The following is a 25,855-nucleotide window of genomic DNA, read 5'->3' as shown; positions in this document are numbered from 1 at the left end:
GCTGGCTGAAGCCTAGTATTATGGCAACTTTTTGGGAATGTATCTCCACAATGCGCAGGCTGTCTTTGACTGAATTTATGGTTTTTTCTATTGGCAGCGCAGTTTCAGAATTCTGGCACATGTTTGGTAGAAACCAGAACATACATCAATAAATAACATACATCAATAAATTAAGAACATTTAAATCTTTTCAACCATGCTTAAATGGACCGTAATTTTCCTGGTAATCGCCATCATCGCTGGTATTCTGGGCTTTGGAGGCATCGCTGCAGGAGCAGCCGGAATTGCTAAAATCTTGTTCTTTGTGTTCCTTGTACTGTTTGTACTAAGCTTGCTGAGCAGAGGCGTAGGGCGATCCTAGGTTCTGCCAGTATAACACCACACAAAAAAAGCGGATTTCGATCCGCTTTTTTTGTGCCTTCTTATTCCCATTCAATGGTCGCAGGCGGCTTGGAGGAAATGTCATACACTACCCTGTTCACCCCTTTTACGCGATTGATAATATCATTGGAAACTTCTGCCAGGAATTCGTACGGCAAATGCGCCCAGTCGGCGGTCATACCATCCACAGACGTTACGGCCCGCAGTGCAACGACGCGCTCATAGGTACGCTCATCACCCATTACACCCACACTTTGTACAGGCAGCAGCATGGCCCCTGCCTGCCATACATCCTTATACAAGTCCCACTTTCTGAGTCCGCCGGTGAAAATGGCATCCACTTCCTGAAGAATGGCCACCTTCTCCGCAGTAATATCACCCAGAATACGGATGGCCAATCCAGGCCCCGGGAAAGGATGACGGCCCAGAATTTTTTCCGAAATGCCCATGGTCCGTCCTACCGCACGTACCTCGTCTTTGAAAAGGGTATTGAGCGGCTCCACAACTTTGAGCTTCATAAAGTCAGGCAGCCCGCCCACATTGTGGTGAGACTTGATCGTAGCCGATGGACCTTTAATGGAAACAGACTCAATCACATCGGGATAGATGGTACCCTGGCCCAGCCATTTCACATCCTCGATAAGGTGGGCTTCCTGGTCAAAAATGTCGATAAAGGATTTGCCGATCGCCTTGCGTTTTGCCTCAGGATCGGTCAGGCCGGCAAGCAGACCGTAAAAATGGTCTTTCGCATCTACACCTTTAATATTGAGGCCCATATCTTCATAGGAGTGCAGCACTTCCTCAAACTCATTTTTACGCAGCAAACCATTGTCTACAAAAATGCAGTACAGGTTTTTGCCAATCGCCTGGTGCACCAGCATGGCAGCTACCGTGGAGTCTACCCCACCCGAAAGCGCCATCACTACCTTGTCGTTGCCGAGCTTCTGACGCAGGCTGCTGACGGTTTCCTCCACAAATGATTCGGAAGTCCAGTCCTGCGAGCAGCCGCAGATATCCACGACGAAATTGTGCATCAGCTGCTTGCCCTCAGTAGTATGTGTTACCTCGGGGTGAAACTGTATCCCATAAGTAAGCTCATCTTCCAGCTTGAAGGCAGCTACCTGCACGGATTCCGTAGAGGCAATAATGCTGAAATTATCAGGAATCCTGACGATGGTATCCCCATGGGACATCCACACCTGCGACGACTCCGAGATGCCAGCCAGCAAGGACGAATCCCTATCGCCGACTTCGAGCCTCGCCCTGCCGTACTCGCGGTGCTGCGAAGGCTTGACGTCACCGCCCAGCAAATGCGCCATCAGCTGAGCCCCGTAGCACACACCCAGTACCGGAACTACATTACGGAACTGGTCGAGATCAACTTTCGGGGAATCAGCGTCGCGTACGGAGCAGGGGCTGCCTGAGAGGATGACGCCTTTGATATTGGGAGTAAGCTCGGGGAAATTGTTATAGGGATGGATCTCACAATAGACATTCAGCTCGCGTACTCTTCTTGCAATTAGCTGTGTATACTGTGAACCGAAATCTAAAATCAGAATTTGTTCAGTCATATATAGGTTTCTAAAACGCAAAGATAGACAGATTGACCGAAATGGAAATAATTACTTAAAGGTTCGGGAAACAGCTTTAATGCACGCGGAAACCGGCAGAGCGCCATTTAAACTTTTTTTATGGACAAGTGCAACATTCTTTACTCCCTTTGTATCTATAAACAAAATGTAAGGCACACACCGTCCGCTTATATAACATTCAAACCATTTATGTATTGAAAGGTTCTATGTTATACAAAGTACTTACTTTTGCAATGTACCTGACGCAGGAAAGTCAGTTGCATTGAATCATAATCTGTTAGCCATGAAATTCTTAACTTACCTAACTGCGGTAGCCCTGCTACTGACCGGAACTGCTACGTTTGCCCAAACCACGCCCGCCAAAACCGGCAAGGGAAAAGTTTCGGGTGCTGTCCTTGACGAAAAGTCGCAGCCATTTCCTTTCGTGAATGTACTTCTGCTGAATGCAAAAGACTCTGTACTTGTCAAAGGTCTGGCAGCCGATGATAATGGAAAATACCTGTTTGAGCAGGTTGCTGAGGGAAAATACATGGTGCTGGTGTCCATGGTAGGATATCAGAAAAGTTACAGCGAGACTTTCCAGGTAAAAGAGGCACTGGTTGCCCTGCCGGTGCTGGCATTAAAAACAGACACCCAGTCGCTGAACGAAGTGACGGTAGTTGCCAAAAAGCCTTTTATAGAGCAGGAAATTGACCGGACAGTCGTCAATGTTGAAAACAGCATTGTATCCGCCGGCGCCACGGCTCTGGAAGTACTCGAACGTGCTCCCGGCGTAACGGTTGACCAGCAGAATGAGCAGCTCAAACTGCGCGGCAAGGAAGGCGTGATTGTTCAGATCGACGGCAAGCAGACATTTCTGTCACAGCAGGAACTGATTACCCTGCTCCGCAACACCCCCAGCGACAACATCGAGAAAATTGAGCTGATCACTAATCCTTCGGCCAAGTACGATGCAGCCGGCAACTCGGGCATCATCAACATCAAGATGAAACGCAATAAAAATTACGGCACAAACGGGAATGTCAACCTGGGCGGCGCGTGGGCCAAGTACGGCAGGTCCAATGCAACTGCTACTGTCAACCACCGCGCCGGAAAAGTAAGCACATTCGTTAACGGAGGCGCTTTTCTGAACAAAGGATTCAATAACAACGACATTTACCGCACCATACCCTTTGAAAACAAGGTGACGATTTTCGACCAGCGGACCGAGCGTGTCAACAAATCCCAATACTATAATGTACGTGCCGGAGTTGACTATTTTGCTACTGAAAAAACAACTATCGGAGTGCTGGTTTCGGGTTTTTACAACACATTCAGCAATCCTTACGGACAAACCAATACCCGCATCCTGAACGAAGACCTGACGCTTCAGAGAACTTTTCGGACCGACGTTTTTAACGGGGGCAGCCTGAACAACATCAGCGGTAACCTCAACTTCAAACATCAGTTCAATGATAAAGGCAAGGAGCTGACCTTTGATGTGGACTATGTCAACTATTCCGGCGACCGTACGAGCAGGCTGGATACCCGCTACTTCCTGCCCGCAGGCCAGCCCGACGGCAGTCCCGAACTGGTACGGAATGATATGCCTTCGGACATCAACATCGGCGTCGCCAAGCTCGACTATGCGCAGCCTCTGGGAAAAGGCAAATTTGAAACAGGACTGAAATCCAGCTACGTCGCCTCAGACAACAATATGGTGTTCGAGACCAAAACCGATGACTGGGTCATTGATCCTACGCGCTCCAACCGGTTTAAATACACAGAAAACGTGAATGCCGCCTATGTGAATTACAATGGCAACCTGACCAAAAAGATCAAATACCAGCTCGGGCTCCGGGGCGAACACACACACTCCATTGGTAATTCCGTGACATTGAACCAGAAGCGCGACCGGAATTATGTCAATCTTTTCCCGAGCGTGTTCCTGTCTGACCAGCTCGACAGTAACAATGTGATCAATCTTTCATACAGCCGCCGGATTGACCGTCCGAACTACCAGTCGCTGAACCCTTTTGAGTTTTATCTTGACCCATATACTTTCCAGCGCGGTAATCCCAACCTCAAACCCCAGTATACCAATTCTTTCCAGCTGGTACACGTTTACAAAAACCTCCTGAACACCACGCTCGCATACAGCCGCATCAAGGATATGATCGCCGACGAGCTGCCTCAGCAGATCGCGTCTGAAAACAAAACATTCGTCACTTCCGATAACCTTGATAACCAGGACAATGTGAGTCTGACGGTTTCATTCCCCATAACCGTAGCCAAATGGTGGACAGTACAGGCGAATTTCACGGGAGTGTACAACCATTACAACTCCATATACCTGGGCGAAACGCTCGAAATCAAGCAGGCTTCGTGGAATATGTATGCCAGTAACCAGTTTACAATGCCCAAAGGATGGTCTGGCGAGATCTCGGGCTGGTATAACAGCAGGGCATTTTACGGATTGTATGCTGCCAAACCAATGGGCATGCTCAATGCAGGTATTCAGAAGAACATCCTGAATAAAAAAGGAACGATACGATTCAATGTAAACGACATTTTCTGGACCAATAAATTCCGGGGCCGGGCGATTTACAAGGACATTGATTTTGTAGTAAAATCTCAGTGGCCCAGCCGGCAGTTCAGGTTAACCCTGACCTATAACTTCGGAAACCAGAATGTGAAGGGAGCCCGCCAGCGGAATACCGGTTCTGACGATCTGCAGAAACGCGCAAGTGGCGGCAATTAAGCAGGAATAACGGCTGAGAAGCCGCATTCATAAATTAGTTAGGTTTGTTATGCAGAAAATCCATCCCACGGCTTCGAGGGATGGATTCTTGTCTTATAAACAGTATAAATCAGTTTTCGAGTGCGGCTACGCCAGGCAGGACTTTGCCTTCCATGTATTCCAGCAATGCGCCACCGCCGGTAGATACGTAGCTTACGCGGTCACCAAATCCTGCATTATTGATCGCAGAAGCCGAGTCGCCGCCGCCAATCAGTGAAAATGCATCGTTTTCTTCGGTTACCGCCACCACTGCCTCAGCGATTGCATTGGTTCCGATCGCGAAGTTCGGGAATTCGAACACGCCCATCGGACCGTTCCAGAGTACTGTTTTTGAATTTTTGATGATCTCAGCAAATATCTTCACAGTCTCCGGACCAATATCGAGTCCTTCCCAATCATCGGGAATCTGGCCGGCTGCTACTACCTTGCGTTCAGCATCGTTTGAAAAATCATTGGCTACCACGGTATCCACAGGCAAGATCAGGTTGACACCCCTTTCTTTTGCCTTCTGAACCAGTTCGAGCGTAAGATCCTGCTTATCTGCTTCCAGCAGCGACTTTCCGATGCTTCCGCCTTGTGCTTTGGAGAATGTATAGGACATTCCGCCGCCGATGATCAGGTTATCAACTTTATCAAGCAGTCTTTCTATAATCAGGATTTTGTCGGAGATTTTGGCACCGCCCATGATCGCGGTAAAAGGCCTTTCCGAATGGTCGAGCAGCCTTTCAGCATTATCAAGCTCAGCCTGCATCACATACCCGCAAACCTTATCCTTGAAAAACTTACCGATAACCGCCGTAGATGCGTGTGCCCGGTGAGCGGTACCAAATGCGTCCATCACCCAAACATCACCCAGCTTCGCGAGCTTTCCGGCAAATTCCTCATTTCCTTTTTCTTCTTCTTTGTAAAAACGCAGGTTTTCAAGCAGCAATACTTCGCCCGGCTGCAGGGAAGCAGCTTGCTCCGTAGCGCTCTCGCCGATGCAGTCGTCGGCAAACTTCACCGTTTTGCCCAGAATGAGCGAAAGCGGGTTGACAAGGTGTTTCAGGGAAAATTTTTCGGTAGGTCCGTCTTTCGGCCTTCCCAGGTGCGACATCATGATGACGGCGCCTCCATCGTTAAGAATCTTACTGATTGTGGGAATTGTAGCACGGATACGTGTATCGTCCGTGATCTCAAATTTGTCGTTCAGTGGAACGTTAAAGTCAACGCGTACCAGGGCTTTTTTGCCTGAGAAATCGTAAGAATCTAATGTAGTCATGGGCAGGTAAAATTGTTTTCCATAGGCAGCAAATGTAAACCAATTTCTTTATTATATACTATGATTGATAGGTGCAGCAGCTTTTGTAATAGGTTAAGTTCAATTTTTACCTTTTATTATTCTAAAAACATCATCAATAAAAGAATAACTGTAAATCCGCAACTTTGCTGTCTGAAAACGGGGAATTTGGTAACTTTAAACTTCATTACACTGGCCACTTTCGTTTAGATTATCGTGCTACCGGATCCATTTGGGCAGAATAACGAGTTCCCGACCGACTTACCTCCCAAGTATTACCACGAGTATTTCAATTATGTGCTCGATTTCGTAAAACGTCGGTACTTCCATGTACTCAATGCCGAGGAAGAAACTTTCCTGCGCGACTACGAAGGATTGAGCGAGGATGCACAATGCCTCTTTATCCGCTTTAGCAACCGCAGCAAGTCGTTTTTCCGGGTTGAAACAATATCCTACTCGGAAATCACAGACATGCCCGCAGTACTCACCGAGCTGCTGGAAAATCACTTCATCGAATCCCTTTGCGGAGCGCATACCAGCCGCTTTTCAGAAATCATTGACCTTTTTACAAAACCGGAACTCCTGGCTGTCACAAAGCTGCTCGAACCGCCTGTGATGCCTTCGAAAAGCATCAAGAAACCCGACCTGGTGCGCTGGCTCCTGCACGAATACGATTTCAGCACGCTCTGTGAAATCATCAGCGAGCTGGAACCGGTCGTGAAGGTAGCCTATGAAGCGGAGGTGATGTTGATGAAATTCCTTTTTTTCGGCAACCGGCATGCCGATATGACCGAGTTCGTGATCCGCGACCTGGGACACGTGCGTTTTCAGAATTTCGACGAGCAGCATCTGGCGGTTCAGTTTGATACCCGTAAGGATGTGGACGATACGCTGATGGTGTCGTTGATGAAGGAAACTTTCGACCTGATCAAGCAAGAACAGCCTCCGGAGGATATTTATGACTGGTTTATGAACTGGCATACCAGCAGCGGGACCGGGCTCAGCCCCAAGGCAGCCGCTTCCTTTAATGCATTCATCCTCCGCGTGAGCGCCTGGCTCGAACGAAAAAAGATGCTTTCACAAGCGCTGACCATTTACCAGCTGACGAATGATGCGCCTGCGCGCGAAAGACGGGTAAGGCTGCTTTTCAATCTGGGAGAAATAGAGGAAGCACTGGCGCTTTGTGAAGAAATTGCTGAGAGTCCGCAAAATGCGGACGAGCGCTTTTTCAGCCTGGATTTTTACGAAAAAATAAAGAATAAAAAGACCCGGGTCATCAAGCGCACTACCCAGGCACTGAAAGCGGCGGAGGCGATAGAAGTACCTGTTATGTACCGCTTCCGGGTAGAATATGGCGCGCTCGAACATTACCGCGCATTGGGGTACCAGGCTTTTTTCAGTGAAAATGAACCCTGGAGGTCACTGTTCGGGCTGTTGTTTTGGGACATTATATATGATACCAATGTGCAGACGATCCACAATCCGTTCCAGCGCATTCCCTCGGATTTCTTTATGCCCGATTTTTATTTTAAAAGGGAAAATCAACTGAAAGAAAGACTGACAGCTGCCAGTACCCGCGAAGTGATCAACGAAATTGTCACGCAGACTTTCGTTGATCACTATGGGGTTACCAATGTACTTGTGCCGTGGTATGAAGGCGCGCTGGAAAAGGTACTGACCCTGACCTCGCTGCTCACCGTGCAGCAAATGCATCTGGTCCTGCTTGAAATGGCGCTCAACCTGCGCGAGAACACCCGTGGCTTTCCGGATCTGCTTGTGTGGAATGAAAACGAATATGCGTTTATAGAGATCAAATCCCCGACCGACCACCTGTCATCCCGGCAGCTGCACTGGCAGCACTTTTTCCGTGAACATGGCGTCCAGAGCCGGATCGTGCGCGTGAACTGGCTGAAAGATGCGGATCAGTTGATGGTGAATGAAGCTACCACCGGCAGGTGATCGGAGGCGTATTTTTCATTGATCACCCTCGTATCCCCACCTTTGAGAAGATCGCTTTTCCTGTACATAATAAAATCAATCGTTTTGTCCGGATTTTCGACGGGGATTGTAAATCCGCAGGCTGAGCAGGTGCGAACAAAATACTGGTCGAGGTAAGCAATCACCTTGCTATCGGGTGTTGCATTGAAATCACCTCCCAAGATTACCGGCAGCTCGGTACCCTGAAAATGCTTCAAGAGTGTTTCGGCCTGCAAAACCCGGTTGGGCTCCTTCAAACCCAAGTGCGTGCTCGCAAAAATGATCTTTTTCCGATTGGGCAGCTGCACGGTTACCGCCGCCAAAGTCCGGTTTTCTTCTTTCAGCTCAGGATGAATCGGCAATGCAATGCGCATGGAATCCAGGATCGGATACCTGGACAATACAGCTACGCCGTAATCCCCGCCCTGATGGTCTATTGCTTTGGAAAAATAGAAATTCATTCCGGTAAGTGCTGCAAGCTGCCGGGCCTGGTTTTTACCTTTTCCTGAACGCTCGGTATTTACATCCACTTCCTGCAAAGCCACAAAGTCAGGCTTTTCGGCATTGATCACTTTTGCGATCGCTTCCACATCAATCCTGTCGCCAGCCGAGGGTGGGTTACAATGGTGGATATTATAAGTCATTACCTTGATACGAGCAGCTTTGCGCCCCGGCTTACCGGGCTTGTGCATTACGCCGGCTGATGCAAACAGGTGTACAAAGACCACCAGCAATCCTGAAAAAACCAGACTTCTCATGTTAAAAATGGATTTAGGAAAATGGAAATAAGGCAAAAATAGTGGGTTACGCTTTAATCAGGCATTTTTGATTATCATTACAAATCAATTAAAAATGCTGGTTCATGATGCTAAGAAAACTGCTGCTGGTAACCGTGAGTGCCATTTGGTCGCAAATGGTACTGGGACAAACCAGGCCGGAAGATGTAAAAACCTTCATCCTGCCCAATGGTATGAAGTTCCTTGTCCTGGAAGACCATTCCATTCCTACGGCCAATATGTACCTGTTCTGGAAGGTAGGCTCCCGGAACGAAGCGCCCGGGATCACGGGGCTTTCGCACTTCTTTGAACATATGATGTTCAATGGATCAAAAAATTACAGCCCGAAGCAGTTTGACCGCGTCATGGAAGCCAATGGTGGCTCCAACAATGCCTATACTTCCGAGAATGTAACCGTGTACACCGACTGGTTTCAGAAAGACGCACTGGAAACGATTTTCAAACTGGAATCCGACCGGATCGCAAACTTGTCCATCGCACCCGAAATGGTGGAAAGCGAGCGGGGCGTGGTACTCTCCGAGCGGAGTACAGGTCTTGAAAACAGCAATTACCGCCTGCTGGGCGAGCAGGTACAATCTGTTGCTTTTCAGGAACATCCGTACATGTTCCCGGTGATCGGGTTTGAGTCTGATATTAAAAGCTGGACGCAGCAGGACCTCGAAACGTATTTCAAAACCTACTACTCTCCCAATAATACCACGGTTGTGGTGGTGGGGGATGTGACTTTTGATCAGGTAAAAAAATATGCAGACCAGTACATGGCGCCCATTGCAGCGCGCGGACTGCCTCCTAAGATCCGGACCGTGGAACCCGCGCAGAACGGTGAAAAGCGGGTCACGACCTACAAGGATATTTCCACGCCCAATGTCATGCTGGCCTACCACACGCCCCAAACCAGCCACGCCGATTTTTATGCACTCGACCTGCTGAGCAGCTTGCTTACCTCAGGAAACTCTTCCCGGCTGGTAAAATCGCTGGTGATGGATACTACCGTGGCCACGCAGGTTTTCACCTCATTCGACCAGGGTTTTGACCCCGGCCTTTTTGTGGTTTACGGCATTGCAGGCGACAGCATTACCGCTCCCGGTCTTGAAAAAGCCATTACTGCCCAGATTGACCTGGTTGCAAAAAGCGGCGTCACAGAGAATGAACTGCAGAAAGTGAAAAATCAGAAGCTGATGGAGTTTTACCATACCCTGGAAACCATCAATGGTAAAGCCAACAGCCTGGGTACTTACGATGTATTTTTCGGTGATTACCGGCGAATGTTCGAAGCGCCTGAGCTGTACCGGAAGGTTACCCTCGACGACATCCGGCGCGTGGCTGCCCAGTATTTTACAGAAAGGAACAGGACCGTGGGATACCTGCTACCCGATCAGAAAAATTAACCCTTCATGAACATCCGGCTTTCACTATGAAAAAAATACTTTTTATACTTTTCACGGCTATTTCCTTTACTGCCGTCGCCCAGCAAAACTTCCAGGTTCCCAAATACGAGAAGTTCAAGCTGAAAAACGGGCTGACCATTTACCTGATGGAACAGCATGAAGTGCCTCTTGTCAATGTATCGGCTGTTTTTGATGCAGGATCCATCAATGATGGCGACCGGTACGGACTGGCGAGTCTCACGGCGGATGCGCTTGTGTTTGGTACTAAAAAATACACCAAGCCCCAGATCGAGGAAATGACCGACTTCATGGGTGCTGACCTCAATACCTATGCGTCCAAGGATGCGGCGGGACTTACAGCTTCATTTGCAGCAAAAGATCAGGAGAAAATGCTGGATCTCATTCAGCAGGTGCTGCTTTACCCGGTATTTGATCAAACCGAATTTGACAAACATAAGCAGAGAACATTGTTACAGCTGACGCAGCAGAAGGAAAGCCCTAGGACGGTGATTGGCAACTACTTCAATGCATTTATGTTCAAAAGCTTTCCGTATGCTACACCAGGTGGCGGCACGCGGCCGACGGTGGAAAAGATCACTGCCGCCGATGTAAAAACATTTTACCAGAACAACTACACAACTGGCCGCGGTGCGATTGCGGTAGTAGGCGACTTTAAAACTGCCGATATGAAAAAGAAGCTGACCACGCTTTTCGGATCGTGGAAAACGGCGGATTACCGTCTGGTGAAACGTGTAGCTCCTGACCTTGATTTTGACAAAAGCCGTGTGCTGCTGGTAAACAAAGACGATGCACGGGAAACTACTTTTATGATCGGGGGAAAGGGTATTGACTTCAACTCAGCCGATTACGTACCGGTGATGGTGATCAACACCATTCTTGGCGGACGGTTTACATCCTGGCTCAATGATGCATTGCGCGTTAACTCGGGCCTTACTTACGGCGCACGAAGCCAGTTCAGCAGGTACAAATACGCAGGAACCTTCCTGATCAGCACTTTTACAAAAAACGCTACAACCATGCCTGCTATCGATATGGCACTCGGCGTGCTCGACAGCCTGCATAAAACGGGCATCAATGAGGAAATCCTTGCCTCGGCAAAGGCTTATGTCAAAGGCGACTTTCCTCCTGAGTATGAGTCTGCCGGCGCACTCGCCCGATTGCTGACGGATATGTATGTCTATAATTTTGACGAATCCTACATTAATACATTCCAGGCAAAAGTGGACGGACTGACCACGGCCCGTGCCCGCGAAATTATTGATACCTATTTTCCCAAAGACAAACTGCAGTTTGTCCTGATTGGGAAGGCCGACGAGATTCGGGAGGGTGCAAAAAAGTACGGGGAAGTAACTGAAAAGCAGATCAAAGCTGACGGTTTTTAGTCATGCGTGGCTGCCATGCTGCAAGTAGGTTTTTGGAACGAGAGTACTTTTGGTGAAGATAAATTTTAAAAACAGATCCGACAATGAAGCAAATTTTTAAACTACTCTGCCTTGCGATAGGCACCCTTGTCTGCCAGCAGAGCTTTGGCCAGGGCAAGGCGGTATATACCAATCCAATTGGTTTACAAGCTTATACATTCCGCGGCAGCTGGGATAAAGGCATTGAGGCTACATTAGACACCATCAAATCACTGGGAGTGACGGAAATGGAAGGCGGCCCGATTAAAGGCATGACAACCGCGGAGCTCCGCAAGCAGCTCGATAAGCGGGGTATCAAAATGGTGTCCATCGGTGCAGATTATGTCAAACTCGCCGAAAGTAGTGCGCAAACCATCCAGGATGCCAAAGCGCTGGGTGCCAAATACGTGATGGTAGCCTGGATTCCTCACAAAGGAAAGTTTGACCTGGAAACGGCAAAGAAAGCAGTAGCCGATTTCAACAAGGCCGGAAAAGAATTGAAAGCGGCCGGCATTGAGCTGACCTACCATAATCACGGCTACGAGTTTGAGCCGTATGAAGATGGTACCCTTTTCGACTATCTCGTCAAAAATACCAATCCTGAATACGTCAACTTCGAAATGGACGTACTCTGGACAGCATTTCCGGGCCAGGACCCGGCCGCACTGCTGCTGAAATATCCGACCCGCTGGAAACTTATGCACCTGAAAGACCTCAAAAAAGGCGTGGAAGGTAATTTGTCCGGTGGCACCCCTACTACCAACGACGTAGCCCTCGGTACCGGCCAGATCGACATCCCTGCAACATTAAAAGCTGCAAAAAAAGTAGGCATCAAGCATTACTTTATTGAGGATGAGAGTCCTTCATACTTGAAGCAGATTCCGGTGACGATCGCTTATATAAAGGGAATTAAGGAGTAAGGGGAAGAAGGGAGGAAAGGAGGAATGGAGAAAGGGAGGAATTAAACAGTAATGCACTTGTACGCCTTCTTGTCACCCTGAGCGCAGTCGAAGGGCAGATGCGGTAGCTTAAAAGTGCTTTTTTGCTACCGCATCGTGCTTCGACTGCGCTCAGCATGACAAATGTTGGCAGTTCCCACCATCTCACTTTCCTTCCTTCCTACTTTCTTCATTCCACCTTCCTCCTTTCCCTCCTTCCTCCATTCCCCCTTTCTCCTTTCCCACCTTCCTCCTTTCCTCCATAATTTCCTTACTTTGCAGAAAAAAGGATTTGTATGGAACCAGCGTTGCTTGATGAGGTACCATCATTGGATTTGGCGCATTTCACTTCCGGTGATGAAGAGAAAAAAAGACAATTTGTAGCCGACCTCGGTGCGGCTTTTACGAATATTGGATTTGTGGCGATCAAAAACCATGGTCTGAGTGATGAGCTGCGTGAAAAGCTTTACAGTGCGGCGCAAACATTTTTTTCCCAACCAGAACATCTCAAAAGAAAATACGAATTCCCTGAGCTGTTTGGGCAGCGGGGTTATATCAGCAAAGGAAAAGAAACCGCAAAAGGCTTTAAAGTTGCGGATTTAAAAGAGTTTTATCACGTCGGCCAGCCCGAGCCAGTTGGCAGTATGCCGCACAATGTGTTTCCCGAGGAAGTACCCGAGTTTGAAACCTACACCCTGCAGGTATACCGTACTTTTGAAGATACGGGTAAAACGCTGCTGCGTGCCATCGCCATTTACCTGAACCTGCCGGAGGATTATTTTGAAGAAAAGGTCCGGAATGGCGACAGCCTGCTCCGTGCCCTGCATTATTTCCCTATCCCGAATCCTGAACTCGTCCCGGAAGGCGCGGTACGTGCGGCGGCTCATGGAGATATCAACCTCATTACTTTGCTCATGGGCGCCAGTGCCGAAGGTCTGGAAGTGTTGCGCCACGACGGCAAATGGATTGCGATAACAGCCCTGCCCGACCAGATTGTTGTCAATGTGGGTGATATGCTCGACCGGCTGACGAACCACAAGCTCAAATCAACCATTCACCGGGTAGTAAATCCGCCCCGCGAAAAAATGGGCACATCGCGGTACAGCATACCGTTTTTCATGCACCCGCGGGCAGACATGAACCTCGCCAGTCTGGAAAGCTGCATCTCGCCCGAGTATCCCAAGTTGTACACCGATATGACGGCAGGGGAATTTCTGGACGAAAGATTAAGGGAACTGGGATTAAAGAAATAAACCCTTGGCCTACCCTCCTATCCGCCGGTTCCGCTACATCATTTACCTGATGGACATTCTTTTGCTGTCGCTTACAGCATTCGGAGGTCCGCAGGTACATTTGATGATGATGATCGAGCGGCTTGTCAGGAAGCGCCGGTACATTACGGAAGAAGAACTGCTCGAACTTCAGGCACTCTGCCAGGTACTTCCCGGACCCAGCTCCACGCAGACGGTTACTGCCATCGGGCTGAAAATCGGCGGACAGCCGCTGGCTTATCTTAGCCTGCTGGTATGGTCACTGCCGGCCATGGTGCTCATGACCCTGGCGGCAATCGGTATTCATTATCTTGAAAAAAATAACATATCCCTGGGTTTCACGCGGTTTGTGGGACCGATGGCTGTGGCATTCCTGATTTACGGCGCTTACATGATCGCCCGCAAGGTAGTGCATAATCACCTGGGCTGGTCGCTGCTGATCCTGTCTACCATCGTGGCGCACTTCTACCCTTCTCCCTATATGACACCCGTCCTGATTGTGTCCGGAGGCGTGGCGGCTTCACTTAATTTCAGGAAACATGAAAAGATGGAGCGCGGGCCCATCCGCATCAAGTGGCGGCCCATCATTTTCTGGATTTCGGTGCTGATTGCCGCGGCAGTGATCGGAAAGATTACCAATTCGCTTCCGGTCAGACTTTTTGAAAACTTCTACCGCAACGGAAGTCTTGTTTTCGGGGGCGGTCAGGTGCTGATTCCGTTATTATATAATGAGTTTGTAGAGTTCAAGCATTACCTCACGGAGCAGGAATTTCTGGCAGGTATGGCGCTGACACAGGTAGTACCGGGGCCGGTTTTTTCCATTGCAACGTTTGTAGGAAGTACTTCCATGCAGTCCGACGGCATTGCCGGACAAATGCTGGGCGGGTTTGTATCTACTGCGGGCATCTTTCTGCCGGGCACATTCTTCATCTTTTTCGCCTACCCGGTTTGGGACCAGCTGAAACGATACCGGGGGATCCGGGCCTCGCTGGAAGGCATTCATGCTGCGAGCTGTGGGCTTACGATCGCTGCGGCCGTGTCGCTTTTCCAGCCCATGGCCAGTTCGCCCCAGCCGCTGATCACTGCCATCATTACTTTGCTGGTGATTGCATTTGCCAAAATACCCTCCTATCTGATTATCCTGGCTGGCCTGGTACTGGGGCTGGTGTTTTGAAGAATGCAGCAATTTTTCCCTAACTTGTCTTTTAAAGAAACCTTCACTTAATCATTTTCAAATGACACATACTACCTCAAATCCAAAAATCCACGAAGGCCGCAATCTCAAACGTTTCCGCGAAATGCTCGGCATTAAGCAAGATGCATTTGCATTTGAGCTCGGCGAAGATTGGAATCAGCAGAAAGTCTCACTGCTTGAACAAAAAGAGAAGATTGATGCGAACATTTTAGATCAGGTTGCCGCAGTTCTCAAAATTCCAGCTGCGGCAATTCAGCAGTTTGAAGAAGAAAAAGCTATTAATATCATTACCAACACCTTTAACAATCACGATCAGTCAAATGGGATGAATATTTACCCGACGATCAATCAACATCCTGTCGACAGGATTATCCAGTTTCACGAGGAAAAAATCGCATTGTACGAGCGAATGCTGAGAGAGAAAGATGAGATGATGCTAATGTTGAAGGAGTTGATTGAGAGAAAGTAATAAAGTTAATCCTCACCTTTGTCACCCTGAGCGCAGTCGAAGGGCGATGCGGCAGCTAAAAAATACTTTGGTTGATATCTTGAGCGCTTGCCCTTCGACCGCCTGACGACCTCCCCTTCGACTCCGCTCAGGGTGACAAAAAGAGGTTTAATAACTTTTGTCAAGAAAATCCTAATTACAAACAAAAACCAATACAGCTTACACCAAATACCTGTGATGAAAATCCTTGCCTCCTTACTCCTATTTCTCCTGGTAAACAGTACCCTTTCTATTGCCCAAATAACCACTCCCCCAGCCTTCCTGCGACAAAACCGGCAGTGGGTAGACTCGGTATTTGCGACGCTTTCACCGGATGAGCGCATTGCGCAGCTGATCATGGTGGCGGCAGTTTCGGATGTAAAAAGGGCGGTGATTGATCCCAAAACGAGCAATCCCGCAGCCGTAGAAAAGCTGATCCGCGAGAATAAAGTGGGCGGAGTCGTTTTCTTTCAGGGTGGACCGGTGCCTCAGGCCCGATTGACAAACCACTATCAATCCGTCTCAAAAGTACCCTTACTGATTGCTATGGATGCCGAGTTCGGGCTGGCAATGCGGATTGACAGTACTGTAAGATATCCTTATCAAATGACGCTTGGTGCGATCCAGGGCAATAATCAGCTGATTTATGAAATGGGCTCCCAACTGGCCACACAGGCACGCCGGCTGGGCGTTCACATCAACTTCGCACCGGTAGCCGATGTGAATAACAATCCCAATAACCCGGTGATCAGCTTCCGGTCTTTTGGTGAAAACAAATATAAAGTAGCTGAAAAAGCAGTAGCCTACATGCGCGGAATGCAGGAAAGCGGCCTGCTCACGAGCGCCAAACATTTTCCGGGACATGGTGATACGGGTACCGATTCGCATTTTGACCTACCCGTCATCACGCACGATCGCAACAGAATTGACTCGCTGGAACTGTATCCATTTAAAGCTTTGATGAACAATGGATTGAGCGGCGTAATGATTGCTCACCTCAGCATTCCGGCACTTGACAAAACACCCAATTTACCTTCAACCTTATCCAAGCCCATTGTATCGGACCTGCTCAAAAGCGAGCTGGGCTTCCAGGGACTGATCTACTCCGATGCAATGAACATGAAAGGTGTTACCAAGTTTTTCCCCGACGGAAAAGCCGACGCCATGGGGCTGGAAGCTGGTATGGATGTACTGGAATTTACAGAGGATGTGAATAAATCCATTGCAGAGATCAAGAAAAGCATTGCTGCGGGCCGCATTACGCAGGCTGAAATTGATTTCCGCTGCCGCAAGGTACTGGAAGCCAAAGCCTGGGCAGGACTGAACCACTACAAGCCGGTCGTGATGGATCGCCTCTACGAAGACCTGAACCCTAAGGAAGCCGAGCTTACCAACAGGCTGCTGACCGAAAAAGCATTGACTGTCCTGAAAAATGAAAACAACCTGCTTCCGCTCCGCAACCTTGATACCCTGAAAATAGCTTCGGTTTCGCTGGGTGCCGATACCGTCACCACTTTTCAGAAAACACTCGGACTTTATACAACTATTGATCACTACTATCTCCCTGCAAAGGCTACGGACGCGCAGGCTGCTGACTTGAAATCAAAGTTGGGGAACTACAACCTGCTGCTGGTGGGTGTGCACCTGGGGAGCGTATCGCCCAAAACAAATTACGGACTTACCGACCCGATGCGGATGGTACTAAAAGACCTTACAGCATCAGGAAAGGCGGTCGTATCGGTATTTGGCAATCCGTATGCATTGAACAAAATGGATCACCCCGAGCTGGCAAAAGGCCTTGTAATGGCTTATCAGTCCACTACCTACACACAGGACCTTTCGGCTCAGCTGATTTTTGGTGCGATACCGGGAGAGGGAAAGTTGCCGGTAACGGTCAATGCTGACTTTCCCTACAATGCCGGAATGGAGACGCCCGCAATTGGCCGCCTCAAATACACCATTCCCGAAGAACTGGGCATGGATTCAGAGGTAATTACCTTTAAAATCGACTCTATTGCCAAGCTGGCCATCACCCAGAAAGCAACCCCGGGCTGCGTGGTGCAGCTGGCCAAAGATGGAAAGGTGTTTTTCAGGAAAGCTTACGGAAAGCATACCTATGAAGGACCTGAAACCGTGCAGCTCAATGACCTGTACGACCTGGCATCTGTAACTAAAATCACTGCTTCTACCCTGGCGCTCATGAGTCTCTGGGATCAGAAAAAGTTTGATCTTGATGCTACAATGAAAGATTATCTGCCTGATTTTGAAAAGTCCAACAAGGCTGATCTTCCCTGGCGGAAGGTACTCACCCACAGTGCCCGGCTGAAAGCATTTATTGTACTCTGGAAAGAAGCGCAGAACCCGGACGGAAGCTGGAAGAAGAAAACATTCAGCACCAAACAGTCCAAAAAGTATCCCATTTCCGTGGTGGACGACAGCCTGTATATTTTCAAGGATTATGATAAAACGATTTTCAAATCGATCCGCGACTCTCCCCTGAATGAAAAAGAGGGCTATGTGTACAGTGACCTTTCATTTATCCTGTATCCTCAGATTGTCAAGAGGCTGACCGGTGAAGATTTTGAAAGCTACCTCAAAAACCATTACTACCACAAGCTGGGAGCGAATACATTAACCTTCAATCCCAAGCGTTTTTACAAGCTGGAAGACATTGTGCCAAGCGAGCGCGACACGTTTTTCCGGATGACCCAGCTGCATGGCCAGGTGCATGATGAGGCTGCCGCAATGCTCGGCGGACTGAGCGGTCATGCCGGATTATTCGGAACTTCCAATGATGTGATGAAAGTGTGGCAGATGTATCTGCAGCAGGGGTACTACGGAGGCGAGCAGGTGCTTTCCAAAGATGCGTTGATCGAATTTACCCGGTACCAGTATCCCGAGACCGGCAGCCGCAGGGGTATCGGATTTGACAAGCCGACATTTAAATATTCCGGGAATGCACCGCGCTATGCCAGCCCGTCGAGCTTCGGGCATACGGGCTACACCGGCATTATGACCTGGGCTGATCCTGCGTGGAAGCTGAACTATGTTTTTCTTTCAAACCGGGTTTATCCGACCCGTGAGAACAACAAGATTTCATCGCTGAATATCCGCACGGCCATCATGGATGTGGTGTACCAGGAATTACTTAAAAAGTAAGCGGCCCGGAAGAACCTTCAGGTTATCTTTTTACATTTGTAGTACTATCTCGATTGTTAATCTCCTCAGCATGGCACAGCACTACCGGTTTGATAAAGAAAAAGCATCGCGCCGACCTGGCGTTACCCCGTTGAAAGATGCGATCAACCAGATGCTTGAGCGGTACAGTCTCCGTAACCGGTTTGACCAGTCTTACGTTGCTGCGCATTGGGACCAGATCATGGGTACTGCCATTGCATCCCGCACCCGGTCTGTGTATATCAAGGAAGGCGTTTTGTTTCTGCAGATAGAATCAGCACCCCTGCGCAATGAGCTGCTTCGTGCCAAATCAAAAATCATTGAGCTGATCAACAAAGACATGGGCAGCAACCTCGTGCACGACGTAGTCTTTGTATGACCTATGAGCGAGATCAAGTTTCCGCCGTTTTTACAACCCGGTGATCGGGTCGGTATTGTCGCACCTGCAAGTGCTGTACAATATGACGACCTTATTCCGGGCATCGAGCTGCTCCGCTCGTGGGGCCTGGAAGTAGTGGAAGGAGCTACTTTAAAAAGCCATTTTCATCAGTTTTCGGCTACGGACGAAGCGCGGCAGCAAGAGCTGCAGGACATGCTGGACGATCCGTCGATCCACGCGATTATGGCGGCACGGGGTGGTTACGGATGCTCACGGATTGTAGACAAACTGGACTTTACGCATTTTCAGAAACATCCCAAATGGATTGTCGGATTCAGTGACCTTACGGTACTGCTGTCCCATATTTACAACCTGGGCTACGCCGGCATTCACGGCCCGATGGCCAAGTCGATAACTGCATTTGGAAGCAGCCTTGCGGCAGAGTCGGTCGGTCAGATGCTTTTTGGTGAGCTTCCCGCCTATGCTGTAAGTGCGCACCCGCTCAACCGTTTCGGCACTGCAACTGCCGAAGTCGTAGGCGGGAATCTTTGCATCCTGGCGCACCTGCTTGGGTCAGGTACGGAAGTTGATACAAAGGGGAAAATTCTTTTTATAGAGGACATTCATGAATACCTCTATAACCTGGACCGCATGATGATCCAACTCAAACGCGCCGGCAAGCTCGAACAGCTGGCAGGGCTGATTGTAGGCCAGTTTACCGATATGAAAGATAACAGCGACCCGGATTTTGGCAAGAGTACCTACGAGATCGTGCACGAGCATGTTTCGCAATACTCCTACCCCGTTTGCTTTGATTTTCCCGTGGGTCACGTGGGTGACAACCGGGCGATGGGCATTGGTATGACTGCTGATTTCACGGTTGGCGAGCGCGTCGCTGAACTGACATTTCTGACCTCCTCATCTACAATTATCTGATCTAAAATGACAGCCTTTAAAGACAAGGTAGTATGGATAACCGGTGCCTCTTCGGGCATTGGAGAGGCGCTCGCACTTGCTTTTGCAGAAGAAGGTGCAAAGCTTGTACTTACGGCCAGACGTGAAGCTGAGCTGCAAAGGGTTAAAAACAAGACCGGCCTGCCGGACCATCATGTGCTGATCATCCCCATGGATGTGACGGATTTTGAAAAAGCCGCCCCGGCAGCGGAGCAGGTGATCGGTCATTTCGGACGTATCGATATCATGGTGCACAATGCGGGAATCAGCCAGCGATCGTACATTCAGGATACCGATTTTGAGGTGTACCGTAAACTGATGGATGTCAACTTTTTCAGTACGGTTGCGCTGACCAAAGCGATTCTCCCGCATATGGTCGCACAAAAAAGCGGGCATTTCGTGGTGATCAGCAGCGTGGCCGGGAAGATCGGCACCATCATGCGCTCTGGCTACAATGCCGCCAAACACGCCGTCATAGGCTTTTACGATTCACTGCGTGCTGAGGGCTACAAAGACAATATCCAGGTTACGACCGTGTTGCCGGGTTATATCAAAACAAACATTTCCCTCAATGCGCTGAATGCAGCCGGGGATAAGTTTGGTAAAATGGACCGCAATCAGCAAAACGGCATTCCGGCAGAAGAATGTGCCGAGCGTATTCTTCAGGCGGTCAAAAACAACAAAAGGGAAATCTACATCGGCGGGTTCCGCGAAGTAGCCGGACTGTACATGAAACGCTTTTTCCCTGGCTTCGTCTTCAATCAGGTCAGGAAAGACGTACCCGAGTAAACCCTCACTTTTTACCCTGGTTTTTCTCAAGATAATCAACAGCCAGCCTGCTGAGCGAGCGAATACCGAGCACCAGGCTGCCTTCATCCACATAAAAGTCGGGGGTGTGATGCGGTGCGGCTTCCGATACTTTTTTCCCCTTCGGCATTCCACCCAGGAAAAAGAAAAAGCCCGGTACTTTCTGCTGGTAATAGGAAAAATCCTCTGCTCCTGTTTTCGCAGGAATGAGCTGTACATTGTCTTTGCCGGCTACATTCTGTAAGGTACCAATCATTTTTTCCGTCAATGCTTCATTATTATAGGTAACCGGGTAAAGTACATCAATCTTCACCGTGGCCCTGGCACCTGCACTTTCCGCAATGTTTGTTGCAATCTCATTGACACGCTGATGTACAAATGTGTGCATCTCTTCATCAAAGGTGCGGATCGTACCGATCATCCTGACCGACTCGGGGATGATGTTTTCCCGGATGCCGCCATGAATAGCGCCTACGGTAACTACGGCAGGAGCTTTGGTCAGGTTGAGGTTGCGGCTTACAATGGTTTGCAGGCCTGTCACGATCTGTGCAGAGGTCACTACCGGGTCAATGCCGGACCAGGGATATGCACCGTGCGTTTGCTTGCCGAGTACGTCAATGCTGTAAAAGTCTACGGCGGCCATCGTAGCGCCGGGGCGGTATGCAATTTTTCCTACTTCTATCTGGGAGTCAATGTGTAAGCCAAATACTGCTTCCACCACCGGGTTTTCGAGTACACCTTCCTTTACCATCAGCTTGGCCCCGCCTTCCTCTCCCTGCGGCGCACCTTCCTCCGCCGGCTGGAAAATAAACTTTACCGTACCCCGCAAATCGGCCTTCATTCCGGAAAGTACTTCTGCCACGCCCATCAGGATTGCAATGTGCGTGTCGTGTCCGCATGCATGCATCACCCCTGTCTGCTGCCCGTTGTACGATGCGGTTGCGGCAGATTTAAAAGGCAGGTCGCCGCGCTCAGTCACAGGCAGGGCGTCCATATCAGCCCTTAATGCAACAACCGGCCCGGGCTTGCCTCCTTTCAGCAGACCGACTACGCCCGTCTTGGCTACGCCGGATTGTACCTCAATGCCCAACTTTTTCAAATGGGCTGCCACTTTCTCGGCAGTTTTGAATTCCCGGTTACCCAGCTCCGGATTCTGATGAAAATCGCGTCGCCATGTTACAACTTTCCCATCCAGTGCCGCCGCACGCTGGTCGATGGCAGCGGTAAGGCTGCCCTGTGCAAATGAGGCCGAAGACGCCATGACAAGCATGGTTGAGAGCAGTGTTTTATACATGTTTTACAAACGTTTATAAAATACAAAATCTTAAAATAGTACTAAGAACATTTAATCAGTGCATTGTGCCGGAGCAGTACTCACAGCCGCATTGACTCAGGCAAATCAATTTAGAACCAATCTTAATTATGCCAACGTATAAGACTTGCGTTCAAACCGCTTAATAATTGCCAAAGTGCAAAGGACTAGGTTGTAATGATACAAAAAAGCCAATAAAGAGCAGCAATCCTTAACATTCACGTAACAAGCCCGGATCTTTTAACAAATCCCTCAAATTGAAAAATTATCAAAAAACCTACCCCATCTAGTATATAATTTGTTGAAAAGAGCTACTTGACCAAACGAAATTTTGAAATTTTGCAATCACGGGTTGTAATGGTTGAACTAATAATTAATTTTGCAACATTATGCTAACATAACGATAACTAACTCTTTTAATCAAGCATGAGGAAGACTCTATCATTCTTACTGAGTTGCATGGTGCTGTTAAGCGCACAGTTGTATGCTCAGAATCGCACGGTGACGGGCAAGGTCACTGCGGAAGACGGTTCCACTCTGCCGGGTGTGAACATTTCTTTAAAAGGTACTACTCGCGGTACTACCACCAATGCACAGGGTGAATATTCGATACCCGCTGAGACAGGAGCTACACTGGTTTACAGCTTCATCGGTTTTCAGACAAGCGAAGCCACAGTTGGCAGCCAGACCAGCATTGATATCGTGCTCAAAAATGATGTAAGCCAGCTGCAGGAAGTCGTTGTTACTGCCTTGGGTCAGGAAAGAAAAAGGAATGAGCTCGTTTACGCTGCCCAACAGGTGAATGCCGAGCAGATCACACAGGCTCGTAACCCGAACGTAATGAACGCCCTGGCAGGTAAAATTGCCGGTTTGGACATTAAAACAAACAACAACATGGGTGGATCGACCAGCGCGATCATCCGTGGTTATAAATCCATTACCGGTAACAACCAGGCTTTGTGGGTAATTGACGGTGTACCTGTTACCAATGCCAACACCAACTCTTCCGATCAACAGACAGGCCGCGCCGGAACGGATTATGGTAATGCTGCTTCGGATATCAACCCGGACAACATTGCTTCCATCAACGTATTGAAAGGTGCTGCTGCAACTGCGCTTTACGGTTCACGCGCTTCAAACGGTGTTATTCTGGTAACTACCAAACAAGGCCGTAAAAACAGCTTCGACGTAACTGTGAACAGCGGTGTTACGTGGGGTAAAATTGACAAGAGCACTTACGTGAAATACCAGAATGAATATGGTGCAGGTTACGGCGGCGACGGCGCGAAAGATCAGTTCTACAAGGGTAACCTTGGCTCAGGCGAAGGTGATATCGCCGTATTCGATGCGGATGCTTCTTTCGGTGCGAAATTCGATCCGTCCAGAATGGTGTACCAATGGAATTCACTGGACCCTACGTCTCCTACTTTCGGTAAAATGACCCCATGGGTTGCTGCTAAGAACGGCCCGAACGCATTCTTTGAAACGGCTGTCACTTCCAACCAGAGCGTAAGCATCCTGGGCGGTGGTGAAAACACGACATTCAAGATCGGTTATACCCGTAATGATGAAAAAGGTGTTTTGCCAAACTCCAAGCTCGGTAAAAACCTGTTCAACTTCTCAGCGTCTTTCGACCTGACCAAGAAATTGACCGTGTCTGCCAATGCGAACTATTCACAGGTAAAAGGACTTGGCCGCTACGGAACAGGTTATGACGGTAAAAACCCGAACCAGCAGTTCAGACAGTGGTTCCAGACTAACGTGGATATCCTTGAACAAAAAGATGCTTATTTCAGAAACCGCCAGAATGTTACCTGGAACTGGGGAGATCCTACGGCTCCATTTGATCAAAACGGACCGATTTACTCAGAAAACCCGTATTTCTCGCGTTACGAAAACTACTCTAACGACACCCGCGACAACTTCTTCGGCTATGCTGCGGCAGTTTACAAAATCGCACCATGGGTTGACCTTACTACCCGGTTTGCCTATAACGGCACGCAGGATATGCAGGAAGAGCGCATTGCTTTCGGCAGCGCAGATCCGGCTGAATACAAGCGTTACAACAGAGGTTTCAATGAAACCAACCTGGACGTAATCTTCAATTTCCGCAAAGCGATTACCAAAGACATCAACTTCTCAGGTTTGGCAGGTGGAAGCATGCGCCGCTCGAAAGAAACCTCGATCCGCGCGCAAACCAATGGTGGTATGGTAGTACCAGGTCTGTATTCACTGACCAACTCGGCCAACCCGATCGAATCTCCCACTGAAACTTACAGAAGAATCGGTGTGGACGGTCTTTACGCTCAGGCGTCATTTGGTTATAAAGACCTCGTAAACCTTGACCTGACCGCGCGTCAGGATAAATCGACTACGCTCAGCAAGGGTAACAACACTTATTTCTATCCTGCGATCGGTGCGAACTTCAACCTTTCAAACCTGGAAGCCATGAAGAGCCAGCGCTGGCTTACCATGGCCAAGCTGAGCGCCAACTACGCAGAAGTTGGTAATGATGCACCCTGGGGCAGTACCATTGACGTGTATGACAAACCAACCGGACTTGGCAGCATCCCTTATTTTACACTGAGAAACACAAAGAACAACCCTGACCTGAGACCTGAAAGAACGAAGAACTACGAATTCGGTCTTGAAAGTGCATTCCTGAATGACCGCGTAGGTTTGAACTTCACTTACTACCGTTCTTCTACACTTGATCAGATCCTTCCGGTATCCATTACCGCAGCAACTGGTTACGCCTTCCGTTATGTAAACTCGGGTGAAGTACAGAACAAGGGTATTGAAATCTCCGCGTATGTGACGCCGATCAGAGTGCAGGACTTCTCATGGACGGTGAACGTAAACTTCTCAAGAAACCGTAACAAGGTGATCAGCCTGTACGGCTCAGGGGATCAGGAGGTGACAAACGTTACGATTGCCAGTCTTCAGGGTGGTGTTTCCACTAACGCAGCCAAAGGACAGCCTTTCGGTATTATCCGCGGAACAAACTTCGTGTATCATGAAGGAACAGGTCAGAAAGTGGTAAGATCTAACGGTTTGTATGCCGCTACAGCAAGCTCGTCGGAAATTATCGGTAACCCGAACCCTGATTGGATCGCGGGTCTTTCGAACTCGTTCAAATACAAAACATTGTCATTGAGCTTCCTGCTTGATATACGTCACGGCGGTAATGTATGGTCACTTGACCAGTGGTATGGAGAAGGAACAGGTCTTTATCCGATCACTGCAGGCCTCAACGAACTTGGCAATCCTAAGAGAAACCCGGTTTACTTGTACGACAAAGACGGCAAGAAAATCGGTGATGCTCCAAACCAGGGCGGTGTGCTGTTCCCGGGTGTACAAGCTGACGGAACTCCGAATACGATTCGTGCTGCGAACGTAGACGGTAATGGTGCTACTGCCTACGGATACCCTGGCAACCCGCCAAGAGCGATGTACATCTACGATGCCAGCTACATCAAATTGAGAGAAGTTGCGCTGACCTTTGCACTTCCACGTGCCATTGTAAGCAAACTGCGCGCATTCAAAGAGATCGACATTTCAGCAATTGGTCGTAACCTTTGGATCATTCACAAAAACATGGAATTTCAGGATCCTGAAGAAGGTCTGGGTTCAGGTTTGCTGAATGGTGCGGGCGGATACCAAAGCGGTGCTTACCCGGCTGTGAGAAACTATGGTTTTAATGTTAAATTCCGTTTCTAAG

General features: G+C 48.9%; 18 protein-coding genes. 14 read left to right on the top strand and 4 right to left on the bottom strand.

Annotation, left to right across the window (positions count from 1 at the left end):
• Positions 1 to 196 precede the first annotated feature (196 nt).
• On the top strand, positions 197 to 361 hold the full coding sequence (locus tag HWI92_RS24135) for a DUF1328 family protein (protein WP_204659969.1): 165 nt from the start codon (positions 197 to 199) through the stop codon (positions 359 to 361).
• A 61-nt stretch (positions 362 to 422) separates the two neighbouring features.
• On the opposite strand, the gene guaA is transcribed toward HWI92_RS24135, so the two are convergent.
• Positions 423 to 1,952: a glutamine-hydrolyzing GMP synthase gene (gene guaA, locus HWI92_RS24130; protein ID WP_204659968.1), complete on the bottom strand. Its 1,530-nt coding sequence runs from the start codon at positions 1,950 to 1,952 to the stop codon at positions 423 to 425.
• Positions 1,953 to 2,256: 304 nt separating this feature from the next.
• Between guaA and HWI92_RS24125 the strand changes: the two genes are divergently transcribed.
• Positions 2,257 to 4,713, top strand: coding sequence for a TonB-dependent receptor (locus HWI92_RS24125; protein WP_204659967.1), 2,457 nt, complete (start codon positions 2,257 to 2,259; stop codon positions 4,711 to 4,713).
• Positions 4,714 to 4,822: 109 nt separating this feature from the next.
• Here the strand turns inward: HWI92_RS24125 and HWI92_RS24120 are convergent, their stop codons facing one another.
• Positions 4,823 to 6,013 (bottom strand): phosphoglycerate kinase, encoded by a 1,191-nt coding sequence (locus HWI92_RS24120; RefSeq protein ID WP_204659966.1) that lies wholly within the window; start codon positions 6,011 to 6,013, stop codon positions 4,823 to 4,825.
• 234 nt (positions 6,014 to 6,247) lie between these two features.
• Between HWI92_RS24120 and HWI92_RS24115 the strand changes: the two genes are divergently transcribed.
• Positions 6,248 to 7,990: a VRR-NUC domain-containing protein gene (locus HWI92_RS24115; protein WP_229248561.1), complete on the top strand. Its 1,743-nt coding sequence runs from the start codon at positions 6,248 to 6,250 to the stop codon at positions 7,988 to 7,990.
• Here HWI92_RS24115 and HWI92_RS24110 read toward each other — a convergent pair.
• Positions 7,954 to 8,766 carry an endonuclease/exonuclease/phosphatase family protein gene (locus HWI92_RS24110; protein WP_229248559.1) on the bottom strand — a complete coding sequence of 271 codons (813 nt, stop codon included), beginning with the start codon at positions 8,764 to 8,766 and terminating at the stop codon, positions 7,954 to 7,956. The genes HWI92_RS24115 and HWI92_RS24110 overlap by 37 nt on opposite strands.
• 104 nt (positions 8,767 to 8,870) lie before the next feature.
• On the opposite strand from HWI92_RS24110, the gene HWI92_RS24105 reads away from it, so the two are divergent.
• The 10 genes from HWI92_RS24105 (at position 8,871) to HWI92_RS24060 (ending at position 20,804) form a co-directional block, all read left to right on the top strand.
• Positions 8,871 to 10,193, top strand: coding sequence for a M16 family metallopeptidase (locus HWI92_RS24105; protein WP_204659965.1), 1,323 nt, complete (start codon positions 8,871 to 8,873; stop codon positions 10,191 to 10,193).
• 26 nt (positions 10,194 to 10,219) lie between these two features.
• Positions 10,220 to 11,596 (top strand): M16 family metallopeptidase, encoded by a 1,377-nt coding sequence (locus HWI92_RS24100; protein ID WP_204659964.1) that lies wholly within the window; start codon positions 10,220 to 10,222, stop codon positions 11,594 to 11,596.
• A gap of 83 nt (positions 11,597 to 11,679) precedes the next feature.
• Entirely contained in the window at positions 11,680 to 12,534 is an 855-nt protein-coding gene (locus HWI92_RS24095; protein WP_204659963.1) for a sugar phosphate isomerase/epimerase family protein, read from the top strand.
• A gap of 314 nt (positions 12,535 to 12,848) precedes the next feature.
• On the top strand, positions 12,849 to 13,805 hold the full coding sequence (locus HWI92_RS24090; protein ID WP_204659962.1) for an isopenicillin N synthase family dioxygenase: 957 nt from the start codon (positions 12,849 to 12,851) through the stop codon (positions 13,803 to 13,805).
• A gap of 49 nt (positions 13,806 to 13,854) precedes the next feature.
• Positions 13,855 to 14,997, top strand: a complete 1,143-nt coding sequence (chrA, locus tag HWI92_RS24085; protein ID WP_204664830.1) for a chromate efflux transporter — start codon at positions 13,855 to 13,857, stop codon at positions 14,995 to 14,997.
• A gap of 61 nt (positions 14,998 to 15,058) precedes the next feature.
• Positions 15,059 to 15,487 (top strand): helix-turn-helix domain-containing protein, encoded by a 429-nt coding sequence (locus HWI92_RS24080; RefSeq protein WP_204659961.1) that lies wholly within the window; start codon positions 15,059 to 15,061, stop codon positions 15,485 to 15,487.
• Positions 15,488 to 15,703: 216 nt separating this feature from the next.
• Positions 15,704 to 18,664, top strand: a complete 2,961-nt coding sequence (locus HWI92_RS24075; RefSeq protein ID WP_204659960.1) for a serine hydrolase domain-containing protein — start codon at positions 15,704 to 15,706, stop codon at positions 18,662 to 18,664.
• Positions 18,665 to 18,734: 70 nt separating this feature from the next.
• Complete coding sequence (locus HWI92_RS24070; RefSeq protein ID WP_204659959.1) at positions 18,735 to 19,061, top strand: DciA family protein; 327 nt, start codon at positions 18,735 to 18,737, stop codon at positions 19,059 to 19,061.
• A 3-nt stretch (positions 19,062 to 19,064) separates the two neighbouring features.
• Positions 19,065 to 19,997 (top strand): S66 peptidase family protein, encoded by a 933-nt coding sequence (locus tag HWI92_RS24065; protein WP_204659958.1) that lies wholly within the window; start codon positions 19,065 to 19,067, stop codon positions 19,995 to 19,997.
• Positions 19,998 to 20,003: 6 nt separating this feature from the next.
• Entirely contained in the window at positions 20,004 to 20,804 is an 801-nt protein-coding gene (locus HWI92_RS24060; RefSeq protein WP_204659957.1) for an SDR family oxidoreductase, read from the top strand.
• Between the two features lie 4 nt (positions 20,805 to 20,808).
• Here the strand turns inward: HWI92_RS24060 and HWI92_RS24055 are convergent, their stop codons facing one another.
• Positions 20,809 to 22,116: an amidohydrolase gene (locus HWI92_RS24055; RefSeq protein WP_204659956.1), complete on the bottom strand. Its 1,308-nt coding sequence runs from the start codon at positions 22,114 to 22,116 to the stop codon at positions 20,809 to 20,811.
• Positions 22,117 to 22,560: 444 nt separating this feature from the next.
• Between HWI92_RS24055 and HWI92_RS24050 the strand changes: the two genes are divergently transcribed.
• Positions 22,561 to 25,854, top strand: coding sequence for a SusC/RagA family TonB-linked outer membrane protein (locus tag HWI92_RS24050; protein ID WP_229248557.1), 3,294 nt, complete (start codon positions 22,561 to 22,563; stop codon positions 25,852 to 25,854).
• The last annotated feature ends 1 nt before the right edge of the window (position 25,855 follow it).

The sequence above is a fragment of the Dyadobacter sandarakinus genome, assembly GCF_016894445.1.
GTDB lineage: Bacteria > Bacteroidota > Bacteroidia > Cytophagales > Spirosomataceae > Dyadobacter > Dyadobacter sandarakinus.
Note: the sequence above shows the minus strand (reverse complement) of the source record. Positions and strands in the feature narration are given on the sequence as shown.